At 50.0% G+C, this 13,214-nt stretch carries 10 protein-coding genes; 1 reads left to right on the plus strand and 9 read right to left on the minus strand.

Going from position 1 to position 13,214, the window contains the following annotated elements; genetic code table 11:
* Positions 1–15: 15 nt before the first annotated feature.
* The 9 genes from LLG96_01550 to LLG96_01590 form a co-directional block, all read right to left on the minus strand.
* Positions 16–195 (minus strand): hypothetical protein, encoded by a 180-nt coding sequence (locus tag LLG96_01550; GenBank protein ID MCE5248884.1) that lies wholly within the window; start codon positions 193–195, stop codon positions 16–18.
* A 267-nt stretch (positions 196–462) separates the two neighbouring features.
* Entirely contained in the window at positions 463–2,493 is a 2,031-nt protein-coding gene (locus tag LLG96_01555) for a ribonucleoside triphosphate reductase (protein ID MCE5248885.1), read from the minus strand.
* A gap of 561 nt (positions 2,494–3,054) precedes the next feature.
* Positions 3,055–3,633: a LemA family protein gene (locus LLG96_01560; GenBank protein ID MCE5248886.1), complete on the minus strand. Its 579-nt coding sequence runs from the start codon at positions 3,631–3,633 to the stop codon at positions 3,055–3,057.
* Between the two features lie 520 nt (positions 3,634–4,153).
* Positions 4,154–4,756 (minus strand): hypothetical protein, encoded by a 603-nt coding sequence (locus LLG96_01565; GenBank protein MCE5248887.1) that lies wholly within the window; start codon positions 4,754–4,756, stop codon positions 4,154–4,156.
* Between the two features lie 2 nt (positions 4,757–4,758).
* Entirely contained in the window at positions 4,759–5,523 is a 765-nt protein-coding gene (locus LLG96_01570; GenBank protein MCE5248888.1) for a hypothetical protein, read from the minus strand.
* Between the two features lie 367 nt (positions 5,524–5,890).
* Positions 5,891–6,688, minus strand: coding sequence for a TPM domain-containing protein (locus LLG96_01575; protein ID MCE5248889.1), 798 nt, complete (start codon positions 6,686–6,688; stop codon positions 5,891–5,893).
* A gap of 195 nt (positions 6,689–6,883) precedes the next feature.
* Positions 6,884–9,691, minus strand: a complete 2,808-nt coding sequence (locus LLG96_01580) for a beta galactosidase jelly roll domain-containing protein (protein MCE5248890.1) — start codon at positions 9,689–9,691, stop codon at positions 6,884–6,886.
* 470 nt (positions 9,692–10,161) lie between these two features.
* Complete coding sequence (locus LLG96_01585) at positions 10,162–12,159, minus strand: right-handed parallel beta-helix repeat-containing protein (protein ID MCE5248891.1); 1,998 nt, start codon at positions 12,157–12,159, stop codon at positions 10,162–10,164.
* 396 nt (positions 12,160–12,555) lie between these two features.
* A complete protein-coding gene (locus LLG96_01590) occupies positions 12,556–12,756 on the minus strand; it encodes a hypothetical protein (GenBank protein ID MCE5248892.1) in 201 nt (66 codons plus the stop codon).
* A gap of 368 nt (positions 12,757–13,124) precedes the next feature.
* Between LLG96_01590 and LLG96_01595 the strand changes: the two genes are divergently transcribed.
* Positions 13,125–13,214: IS200/IS605 family transposase (locus LLG96_01595; GenBank protein MCE5248893.1), on the plus strand; the 90-nt coding region annotated here is incomplete at its 3' end.

Here is a 13,214-nt window from a genome sequence, read left to right on the forward strand (position 1 = left end):
GAGCCCTCATCAAAACTATTTCTTATGTTTGGTTTCGTCAACCAGGACATATCCCATTCCTTTTTCAGGTGTAGGCGGCATACGTTTTCCCTCAACAGCCGTGATTTCAACACCAGTTTTTCCACCACGCGGGCCAACAACCGCATACTGTCCTGATATAGGAGTATCCGTTCCCGGTTTAAGTCTATCTGTCATTTCTTTCACCACCTTTCTTCGGTAGGATTAAAAACAGCCAATAAGGAGAAAATTATGCTACAACTCAATCACATTAAATGTAAGCAACCCCTATTGCTATTTTTACCATTATTATGGTCTTTCGATAAGCCATGATTTTTTATTAATTTTTATTGAGAATCGAATAATTCAATACTTTTCCCCAGTTTCCCCATTTAAAAAAATCATCTTTTCCTCTCTCTATATACTTTGTTTGTAATCTTAACGAGAAATTTTCCAATTGTTTCCTTACAGAGAATCATCTAATGTCATCGTTGAATATTTCCGTGCGATAAGCTCCTCGTCGCACTTGGGACAGTACGTGTGCTCCCCCGTAATGTAGCCGTGCTTCGGGCAGATGGAAAAAACCGGCGTTACCGTTATGTAGGGGATCCGGAACCGTTCGAGGGTCTTTCTTACCAGATTCTTGCACGCTTCCGGGCTGGAAATATGTTCGCTCATGTAGAGGTGGAAGACCGTTCCGCCGGTGTATTTCCCCTGGAGCGCCTCCTGGTGAGTGAGGGCGGCGAAAGGATCGTCGGTATGCCCGACAGGGAGCTGGCTCGAATTCGTATAGTACGGCGCATCGAACATGCCGGCCTGGAGAATATCGGGAAACCGTTTCTTGTCTTCCTTGGCGAAACGGTAGGTGGTTCCCTCCGCCGGTGTGGCTTCGAGGTTGAACAGATTTCCGGTTTCCTCCTGGAAATCCACGATTTTTTCTCTCATGTGATCGAGAATTTCACAGGCAAACGCATGCCCCCGCTCGTCGGTGATGTCATACTCGTTCCGGGTGAAATTCCTGATGCATTCGTTGATGCCGTTCACCCCGATAGTGGAAAAATGATTGCGGATGTCCTTGAGATAGCGCTTGGTATATGGGAAAAGGCTGTTATCGATGAGGCGCTGGATCACCTTGCGTTTGACGGTGAGCGCTTCCTTAGCGAGGATAAGAAGCCCGTCGAGCCGCTCGTAAAAATCCTTCTTGTCCCCTTTTGCGAGGTACCCGAGACGGGCGCAGTTGACTGTCACCACGCCGATCGAGCCGGTCATTTCAGCCGACCCGAACAGGCCGTTGCCGCGTTTGAGAAGCTCACGGAGATCGAGCTGGAGACGGCAGCACATGGACCTGACCATGTTGGGCTGCAGGTCGGAGTTGATGAAATTCTGAAAGTACGGGATGCCGTACTTGGCGGTCATATCGAACAGCAGGTCGGTATTCGGATGCTCCCACGGGAAGTCCTTGGTGATATTGTAGGTCGGTATCGGGAACGTGAACACCCTGCCTTTTGCATCTCCGCGGCTCATGACCTCGATGAACGCACGGTTGATCATGTCCATCTCGAACTGCAGGTCGCCGTACGTAAAATCCTGCTCCACACCGCCGATGAGGGGCTTTTGCCAGTTCAGGTCCGCCGGGCACACAAGGTCGAACGTGACATTGGTGAACGGCGTCTGCGTTCCCCACCGTGACGGGACATTGAGGTTGTAGACGAATTCCTGGATGTGCTGGAGCACATCATCGTATGAAAGACGGTCTACGCGGACGAACGGGGCGAGGTACGTATCGAACGAGCTGAACGCCTGGGCGCCCGCCCATTCGTTCTGGAGCGTGCCAAGGAAATTCACCATCTGCCCGACAGCGCTCGAAAGGTGCTTTGGCGGTGAGGCCTCGACCTTTCCGGGAACGCCATTGAATCCGTCATTGAGGAGCGTTCTGAGCGACCAGCCGGCGCAGTATCCCGAAAGCATATCGAGATCGTGGATGTGAATGTCGGCGTTACGGTGCGCTTCCCCGATCTCTTCGCTGTAGACATGATTGAGCCAGTAGTTGGCGATAACCTTGCCGGAAACGTTGAGTATGAGGCCGCCGAGCGAATAGCCCTGATTCGCGTTTGCATTGATGCGCCAGTCGGCGCGGTCGAGATACTCGTTCACCGAGCTGAATACATCGACGACGGTTTTCCGGTCTTCGCGGAGTTTACGGTGCTGTTCACGGTAGACGATATAGGCGCGGGCGGTTTTCAGATGGTTCGAGGTAATGAGGACATGTTCGACAATATCCTGAATCTGCTCAATTCCCGGTATCCCCTTGCGGGAACTGTGGGAAAGAACCTTTATAACCTGCCCTGTCAGCAGCTCCGCCTCGAACTGGTCGAATTCGCCGGATGCAGCGCCTGCTTTTGCAATGGCCTTTCGTATTTTATCAGGATCGAAAGCAACACGTCTGCCGTCACGTTTGCGGACCTCGGCAAACGGTACACTGAATTCAAATTTCATGTTCCGGCCTCATCAAACAAAAAGTCTATGAAAAGAATATTTATTATCCCGAATATTCAATAAAAATAACTATATTTTGTGTGAAAAATAATGTGGGGTACAATATGTTGTTTTAATTTAATAACTAAACGCCATAATTTTGTCAAGCAGTTTTTTTAACACTTCAAAAACAAAAACCTATCGATGCCTTTCTGAATAACTATATGTGGTATTGTATGGCTTTATGGCACACAATATTTAGACGATTATATAACTCTCTCTACGCTTTTTGTAAAGCCTTTTTTACGTATTAAAGGAAATTTCTTTGGGATGAATAGGATTCAGGTGCTTGTTTGTCATTATTTTAGATATAATTGCAGCGGCGCGGATATTCTGTTCCGATTATGCTTAATCAATACGAAATTATCGGTAAAACTGACGTAAAAATGGTTGTCTCTATAAGGGTGATCGATTGCCGGACGGCTCCGAACAGCTATCGGAGTATGGCCACAGGAGGGTATCCTGGCGGGACCGATAAGCAGTGTGTGGCGAATCGGTCCCGCTGGGGAGATTGTTCGGGATTTACTTGAATTGCACCTTCGGCGCGGTTTTCGCCCCTTCGACAGACTCGAATGTTTCCCGGGTTTTGAAATTGAACGCCGAGGCGATCAGATTGGTCGGGAAACGCCGTATATACTGGTTGAACAATTTTACCATATTGATATACCGTCCGCGCTCGACAGCGATACGGTTTTCCGTGCCCTCGAGCTGATCCTGGAGCATGATGAAATTCTGGTTCGCCTTGAGGTCCGGATAGTTTTCCACCACGACCATAAGCCGTGACAGCGCGCCTGTCAGCTCGCCCTCGGCTTTGAGCCGCGCATCGGGTGTCCCTGCGCCGCCGACTTTCGCCCGCGCCTCGGTCACCTGCGTCAGCACCTCGTTTTCATGCGCCGCATATCCTTTAACAGTTTCCACGAGATTCGGTATGAGGTCGAATCTGCGCTGGTAGACATTTTCGAGCTGCGCCCATGCCCCGTTGACTTCCTCGTCCATAGTCACCATGGTGTTGTATGTGGTCTTGATCCACGAAAACGCCATGACTCCGACAACAAGGAGCACGAGTAAAATAACTGCAAGAACGATAAGAACTTTTCTCATGGTTGTTCACTCCCTTAAATGATGTTTATTTTTGTTTTCAACATGCCAGATTGACAGTCATTGCTGAATCCGAAACGATATTTTTTATCCTGGAATTTACCACAAAGGCACAAAGGCACCAAGAGACAAATGATTTTTTACCCGATCTGTTCATAAAACTTAATAAAACGCGGATTTTCACGGATCGGACGAATTTTCATGGATTTTATTTTTTATTTATTGCTTCGGCGATTAAACAGTGATATCGGATGACGTCATGCCGAACTTGTTTCGGCATCTATTCCTGCTATTGGTATCATTATTTATCCGCCGGAGCAATATATATTTTAGGTGTTAATGTTTATTAATTGTTAATGATAGTATAAATAATATGTTATATAAATTTGTGTCTTTGTGTTTTCGTGGTTATATATATTCATGAATATTCCGGGTTAAAAGGTTATCTGTATTATATTTGGTAACTACTATTAACCGTTCCCATCATTTACGGGTCTGCATTGATTTCCGTGGTGTTCATACATTACTTCGGCAGAGCCAGTATCAGGAATGTCAGAGCCCAGTAGAGACTCCCGAGCACAAGCAGGATATTTTCTCCTTTTGAAAACGATGTCCGTACCGGGCTGTCGGGCTGACGGTTTTTCCAGAACCGGTTATAGGTCGCCTGAACGACTGCAAGTGGCCAGACCGAACCCGCTGTGGCAAGCACGCTTAAAAAAGTCAGCATGGCGAGTACCGCCGTTCCTTTTACTTTCATTTCAAACAGGGCAATCAGAATCAGCAGAATGCTTGCGGCCGTATACAGAAAAATAATCATGCCGGGCGAAGAAAAAGCAGCGCATCCCTCTTCACGGGCGCTGTCACGGATATCTCTGAACTGACGGTATAAAAGGACGATATTGTACACCGGTACCGACAATCCTGCGGTTCTCCAGCCGGGGCTGATCGATGGATTCCGGTGATTTTTAAGAAGCTTCCAGTTCCGGTAAAACCAGTAAAACTCGTATATTCCGGCTGAAATTACCGAGAGAACCACAAACCGCCAGGATTCAAGGGCATTGGAAAAGCGATGTTTCCCCGTCTGCTTTATGGTGTCGTTTCCGGAAATATTCACTGCACCATTCATGGTTATGTCCCCATGTTCCCGCTGTTGTTTTCCGGTTCGCCGGTCATGGAATTGATGGCGTTGGAAAGCTTGTCCAGCTCTTCGACATAAAGATCGAATATCTCGTCTGTCTCAGCCTCTCCTGCTTTTATATCCCCGTGCGCTATTCCTGTAAGTGTCCTGAAAAGCGAGGCATCGAGACCATATTCAGCCGTGACTGCATCGAGCAGAAGCCCGGTGCCGGCGGGAATATCGCGGCCCTTGATGAACAGTGCCCCCGCAAATACGAGCCGGAAAGTCTCGATAGACCGTGTAATGAGATCGGTGAGCGCTTTCTGATTCCCACGCAGGGCAAGGTACTCCGCCCTGAGATGAAGAAGCTTGCCTTTTATCTCGCGTTCGCACTGGTTCCGGACATCGGAGGGCTCGAAGCTGATACCCTCGAGCACATCATCCCCGTAAACGACAGCGTATGAGGTCTTCATGTCCAGAAATTCGAGCGGGTAGGTATCGAGCGACTGTTCGATGAATCCGGGTTCGAGAAAGAGCGGCGTGGTGATGAGCTCTTTGTGCCAGTTTTTGATATGCCGTGCGCACCGGGCGAGTTCGCTCGGGGTGTTATCATCGACAATCACCATAAAATTGATATGGAGACGGTTTTTATGCTGTTCCCCCCGTGCAGCCGGGCCATACAGGATAACGGTTCTGAGACTGTCCCCGAATGCCTTGCGAATATCTGCAAGAAACATGTCCGTGGTTTTTTTCATATGTTCGGGTATCTGTGTCATGTCGCCTCCGATCTATTATAAAATTCGTTTATGTACCACCGATGAACACTGATAAATACGGAATTTATCAGAATACAAATCGTTTCCATTCAAGCTTGGGAAAACTGGTGAAAAACCATCTTTTTGCACACCTATGATGAATTCTTTTCATGTAACGAAAAAATCAAATAATTATATCATCCACAAGATTTGATAGAATATGGATTTAGGAGTATTTATTTTCCGATATTGTATTTGATAATTGCTTATAAAAGTATAAATAATTTCTTGAAATTCTTAGTGCCTTAGTGCCTTAGTGGCTAAAAGATTTTTACCATTAATCCGTGTTCATCCGTGGTGAATTACAATCATTCTTTATTTGGTGGCATCAGAATCCCCGTGACGCTCCTCCTCCGCCCGAAAATCCGCCGCCAAAGCCGCCGAAACCGCCACCTCCGCCGAATCCGCCGCCGAAACCACCGCCATAATGATGTCTTCCGCCGCCGCCGAGCATACTACCCAGGATCATTCCGGTGAGAAATCCGCCGCCTCCGCCCCGCCGCCTCCTGGAAAGGAGTATGAAAATAACAATGATGAAAAATATTTTGAAGAGCGGAAAGATCGGACTCGTGGTTCTCTTTACCGGTCGAGGCTGATATTGCTGGGCCTGAGCAGCGCCGCCGCTCAGGGTGACACCCTTGTCACGGGCGATGACCGAGGCCAGAGCGAGCGCGCCCTGTGCAAGTCCGGTCGTGTAATCGTTCTTTTTCAGGGACGGCACGACATACCGGTCGAGTATCTGTCCCGACAGGCCGTCCGTTATGAGAGGTTCGAGACCGTACCCGACCTCGATCTTTACCCGTCGCTCCTGAACCGCGAGAAGGAGGAGAACGCCGTCATTACGCTCCTTCGACCCGATACCCCATGCTTTCATGAGTTCCACTGCGTACGTCTGTTCATCGAGCCCACCCATGTCTTTCACGGTCACCACGGCGATTTCGGCACCGGTCTGGCTCTTGACATCGCGGAGGGCCGATTCAAGCTCGTTTTTTGCGGAGCCGTTCATGACACCGGCGAAATCGTTGACATGCCCCACAGGTTTTGGGAAATTGACCGCATGACTCAACGGACTCCACAAAAACAGTACGGCAAGTAAGAGAAACCATAGTGAACGTTTTTTATACACTGTAACTCCTTCCCATGATCATACTTGACGAAATATTATATTGCGTTTCTTTAACAAATAGATACCAAAGCAAGTTCGGCATGACCGTCATCCTGAACTCGTTTCAGGATCTAATGGATAAACCATGCGCAATTATTTATATCGTTATGTATGGAATCGCTCTTTCTCCTCGAATACAAACCGATGGTTCGGTACTTATTTCAGCCTGAAGACCACGGTCGGGTCGATTATATACCTCCCGAACTGCTCGCCATACACGCTCAGCCCGCCATCCGAGCCGGTACCTCCGGTGACTGCGAGCTTCACCCGCGCCGTACCCTCTTCCGCCGCCTTTTTCAGCGCCTCTCCGCCGAATTGCACCTTGACCAGATAGCCGTAGGAACCCGCCTCTGTGAGGGTATCGTCCTCTTTCTGGCTGAGCCATGAGAGATTGCCACGGTGATCGGCGGGGTCATTCGCAAGCGTGATAGCCTGCGAATCGGTGTCGTTGAGAGTAATCCCCACCTGCGAGGGATGCTTTTTATCATCGGTCATGGGGTAGGAATTGGGATTGTGCCCCGGATCGATGCCTTTCGCGCTGATATTGTCGATTCCCTGGCTCACATAATCCTCTCCCATGTCCTTACCCTGTATCCGGCGGGCGCCGAGTTCGGCGATGAATTCGATTTCCTGAACCGCATCGGCTTTCAGATTTTTCGGCCATGGAAACTCGTACTCGAAGTAACCGGTGCCAGTTCCCCAGACCTTGAGGCTGTCGAAAATTGCTTTCTGTTTTACCGACCACTCGCTTTTCGAAAACTCGTTCGGCATCCTGCGGACAATTTCCGCTTTCCCTTTTATTGTCTCCCGGCGCGGTGATTCGCTCTTCAGCACACGAACCGGCAGGAAATTACGGTGAAGCGTATCGCCCTTCGCATCGATGAGGAATGTACAGAACATGGCGATACATTCTTCCTTCGGAGCGGTGAGTTTCACGTCGGGAAGCTTGACCACCGAGTATTTCACCGGCCGTACGGTCAGCGAATCCGCGGAGTATTCACGGTGGTCCCCGAAACGGTTCCACCCGTGGAAGAGCGTTTTCACCGTCAGCTCTCCGGGAACAGTATCGCTCAGGAACGATGCGGTAACCGGCACCGAAAAGGTGTCTCCGGGGGCGACGATTTTCTTGAAATCCCCGCCGGGAATAAGGTAAAGGTCACTGTGGAAGTCGCGCACGGTCATTCCCGGGCAGAGCTCATCGAGCCCGAAATCCTTCATGCTCCGGTCGAACCGGTAGTAGCCGTTCCACTCGTTGATGACATCGTGGAACTCGGTGAACAGGAAACCGCTGATCCTGGGCCGACGGCGGTACTCATTCATCATGATGTGGTACTCGTAGCTGATGTCCACATCGCCGGTGCCGCCCTTGTACCCCCACACATTGCCGCATTCCGAGTTCATCATGGGAATATCTGGCTGTTTGTTCCCGCCGATGAAATTCCATTCCGATCCGGGGAAGGTGTTTCTCACAACCTCATCCATGTATTCGGCCCACCGATAGCCGGGGAGGTAAGCATGCCACGAGTTGATGTCGGTCATCACATGCCAGCGGCGTCCCTGGTCGGGCGAATTGTCCTCGACGAGACGGGTCGGGTCGGCATTTTTCGCGGTCAGATACATCGATTTCACCCATGCCTGTGTTTCGGGCATGTATTCATGGACAAATTCGCCGGGAAGTTTTTCGATGCGGGTCACGAGTCCCCATGTTTCGTTGAAGAGTACCCACGAGAAAATCGAGGGGTGGTTGTAATCGCGCTCGATCTGATTGAACGCCGTATATTCCCAGTTTTTACGGCCGTATTCGGTCGGTTCGCCGTTGATATTGGGTATGTCGCACATGAGCAGGAGACCGAGCCTGTCGGCCCAGTAGAGCTTGCGGGGCATCTCGGTTTTGATGTGAATCCGCAGGCAGTTGAGGCCGATGGTTTTTGCCCGCTCGATTTCCCCGCGCATGAACTCATCGCTCGGGAAGGTGCAAAAACCCTCGGGATGGTACGACTGGTCGAGGGTCATCCGGAGATACACGGGCTTGTTGTTGAGCGTCACATACATATCGCGCGAGTTGGGACGGTAGGCGGCGCCGATTTTCCGCATTCCGAAGTACGTGTGAACCGTGTCGATGGCCGCTTTTTCCGAGATGAGGGTAATATCGACATTATAGAGGTACGGGTCATCGAGGTTCCAGAGATGCGGTTTCGGCACCGGGATGGTCAACGTGAACTCACCCTGTCCCGGGGGCAGCGGTTTCCTGACCGGAGCGATCGATGTATCGGCGAAGGCTATACTGACCTCGTCGTTCATACCGGTAGCCGCGGAGAAGGCCAGGTGCATTTTGACCAGTTTACGGTCGATGTCCGGAGAAAAATGCGCCATTTTCAGGTGAAGCTCGGAGCGCGGTTCGAGGTATACGGTCTGCCAGATGCCTTTCGCTTCGCCGTAGACCTGCTTGCCCACAAGCCGTCCCGGAGTTGGTTCATCCTCGACCCGTATGACAAGATGATTGGCTCCTTTTTCAAAAAGGGCTTCGGTTATCTCGAATTCGAACGGGGTATATCCTCCCTCGTGAACGCCGATCTCGTGACCGTTGACCCAGACTTTCGTGGTGAAATCCGAAGCGCCGATAACGAGGAACACAAACCGGTTGTCCCATGTCTTCGGAACCTCGAAATCACGGGCGTACCAGGCGATATGCACATCTTTCCTGCCGATGCCCGAAAGCGGTGAAGCCCATGAGAAGGGAACGGTGATCGTGTCGGGGAACGGCGTGCCTTCCCTGAACCATTCTCTGGCAGCGCCGACATCGAGGGAGTCGAGGGCGAAGCTCCACCGTCCGTTGAGGTTGATCCAGTCCGTCCGACTGAAATCGGGACGCGGGTGTTCGGGAAGGGGAATGGGTTCCGTCGACGTTACCTGTTTCTTCCCGCATCCTGAAAAAACCAGACATGAAAAAAGAAGCGTAAGCATACAAAATCCCATAATTCGTGGTGCCATGGAAGTGCCTTTCAAAATGAAATTTCCCAGTTTTTTTCTCGATACGTTTGTTTCCAAATTAGCCCATAACATCGTTTCAGTCAAGGATAATGAATGCTTCCCATAATATACAAAAAAAGCGCGCGGTTTATTCAATGTATTCTCCGCGCGCTATTTGTGTGAAGATGTGAATTCGATTATCCCTTTTAATAAGCATTACATAAATATAAAGTAGAAATATCCGATATTATATAATATATGATCCCTGCCTGCGGCATCCCCCTTTTTTAAGGGGGGAGATGGGTTAATTCCCCCTTTCTTTTATAAGGGGGATACGGCGACTCGCGCAGCGGGAGCCGAGGGGGATCAATGATGTGAGCAATATAAAAGGATAACCGAAAATTTGAAGCTTCATTGCATAACGAATCCGTTTACAACGGAAATGTTCCGAAAAATCCGCCCTTTTACTTGCGTGGACCCACCGTGTTCATATCGATTGCCTTGAATCCGAGTTTGAACGCCGGTGAATCGGAACTCAGGGTGAAGTTGCCGTTTTCGGGGTCTGCGAAGAGCGGATCGGCAATCATCGAATGAACATCCTGTCCGCGCTTCTGCCACTGCTCGAACGTCCAGTCCTTGAACATCACCGGCTCGCCGCTCGTATTGTAGTAGAGATTGTAATCGAGCTTATACTGATTGTCGCTCCAGTTTCCGCCTAAAAGCGGACGTTCGCCCCAGTACACGATATTGCGCTCGAAGGTGAAGCTGAGGTGCTCCTCCATTCTCGATCGGATGATCTGTCCCAGCACGGCGTTGGCGAAAATGTTGTTGCGGACGATGTTCTCACGGCCGTAGTGCTGGTGGAAACCCCCGGACTTCGTACGGTATACTATATTGTTTTCAATGAGGATATAGCTCGAACCCTCGTCGGTGTATATTCCCCATCCGCCGTAGCCGTACGAGGTGATGTCGTGGAACAGGTTGTTGCGGATGACCGAGCCGGGCTGGACGCCGAGGTTATAATTTCCGCCCATGTCGCTCAGCATGCCACGGCCGATATCGTGCACATGATTGAACTCGATGATGTTCTCCTTCGCGTTCGTCTCGGCATACCCCCATGACCAGCCGTTCGAGATGCCGGTGTAGTATGTGTCGTGGATATGGTTGTGGGAGATCAGGTTGCCGCCGCTCAGAAAGATCATGATGCCGCACGCCGCGGGATATACCTCGCCGATGTCATGGATGTGATTGTCGGTCACGCTGTTGCCAAATGTCTGCTCCGCCGTGTTTTCACGGTTTGTCGGCTCGCCGATCTTGACCCCTCCGGCGCCGAGGTCCGCAAGCTCGCTTTCGGTAATGGTGATTTTCGTGCAGCCGCGGGCAAACTCGACGGCGTAATTGCCGACATGCCTGACCGCACAGCCCTCGATGGTCACCGACTGCGCACCGTTGCCGGTAATCACAGCCGGTATGTCGTACGCCGCCTGGACATCCGAATATCCTTCCGCAGGCAGCGACCAGTCGGTGTAACAGAAGGTAATTCCTCTGATGGCGATATTCGTCACGTATGAATTCGTCTCGGGTTTCCCCTCGAACCGTACGAGCTCCTGCGCGACAGGGGCAATGACTTCGGCCTTCGTCATGTCTTCCCCGGGCCGGGGGATATACGAGAGCACACCCGCTGTCCGGTCCAGATACCACTCTCCGGGCTGATCGAGACCCTCGCGGATGTTTTCCACCCAGTAGCGGGCGTCCTTTTCACGGTTCGAGGGCCTGCATTTCCCCGAGAGGGTGACGATTTTCTTTGCGACATCGATGTTCCTGATGGGCATACGGATTTCCGCCCATGCCTGAAGCGCGATTACCTCGATGTCGCCGGATTCTGCCCATCCGGGTTTGATGTCATCGTTGCGGAAGGTGAAGCGCGCCTGGTCTTCCATGGAAATCTCGCCGTCCGCGGTAAAAAAGCCGTTATCGGGAGTCCGCGCCCTCTGGCAGCGCTTTCCGTTCACAAAGAGCTGACGAAAATACCACGTACCCGCCTTGACCTCGGGAATTTCAGCCGTCCATGCGCTGTCCGCGCCCTTTTTCCAGCCGGTGATGGCTTTCCCGCCGCTCACCACGGGACTCTCTCCGGGAACCGCGGCATAGGTGACAAGGAATTCGGCAGTGCCCGAATCCTCCGGAGTGAACACAACAGGCTTCGACAGCGTATAGACACCGCCGCCGATGTATACGGTGACAGGCTTTGTCAGGGGACCCTTTGCCTTGAGCGCCCGTACCGCATCGCGGGCCTTCTCTATGGTCGCGAACGGTTTCCCCTTTTTTCCCGACCAGCCGTCATTGCCCGTCGGGGAAACATAAAAGGCGTTTTCACGGGCGTTTTCCCCTGTTCCGCACGAGCACAGTGCCAGAATCGCCAATAAAAGCACTACCAAATACCGTACCGGTTGCCGTTTCATTGCGAACCCCCTTTTCGATTCTTATGGCGATATTAAGAGGGCGGTGAAAAAGTGTCTTTTTCACACGCCCGATAATGAAATGTATTGTTTTGTTGCTGTCAAGGGCATGTAAATTGGTACTTCGTGCCGACCCTTGACAGCCAAAATTCAGACATGTAGAGTTTTTACCACGCTTTTAAGCGCCTGATTTATTGCCAATAACCGATGCAAACGTTATTTGGTCTGAATATCATTCAGGATTGTTTACTATACCTTTGAGGAAGAGATATCGAATGCCCGTATAGACTTCTTTTCACTTAATACCGCCATATGCTCCGAACGTTTTCATATACCTGATTTCAGCTCCTGTAATTTGGGGGTGGAGTTTCATTTTGTCAAGTGGCACCGAAATCGTCTTTATTCAGCTTCTTTTTCTTTTGTAATTATGGTCTCATTTGTCCATAGCGGAATAAATAAAAAATATCCTGTCGTGCGTGTGCTGATCTTTTTTTCAGTCTCCTTACCGCGTGTTTGGCTGTGCATAACAGAACATCCCCAACTCATGACTATTATTAATATAAAGACAAAGAGTGCTGATAATCGCTTCAGCGTTCGCATGTTTTACCTCCCGGCGAAGGGTTTATTTGTGTATTGTGGATTTATCACACCTATTCATAAATTAATACTTTATTCGGCATTGTCCAGTAAAATAATGAACACTTTATTATTTGCAGCAGAATAAGGTGATAGTTGCCGCCCTTGGTCATGGAAACTCACCACTCATATAACACTTTGATAATAAAGATGTTGATGGTACTATCCCTCCTCTTGAAATATACAAGGAACAGGGGTGAGTTCGTGGGGAGAAGAGCAGTAAATTTATATCCAAAACATTCCGTAAACTAATACGCTCTTTATCCCGACCTATTCATAAAATTTAATCAAAAGAATTCCTCGGAGTTCTACTCCGGGGTTATATTGTCAGGATGAGCGAACACATCCTGAAAAGACATAATAAGAGTCTCCTGTTATACCATATTGTATGTCCTGCAAAATACAGGAGAAAGGTATTTACA

Source organism: bacterium, from assembly GCA_021372535.1.
Classification (GTDB): domain Bacteria; phylum Latescibacterota; class Latescibacteria; order Latescibacterales; family Latescibacteraceae; genus JAFGMP01.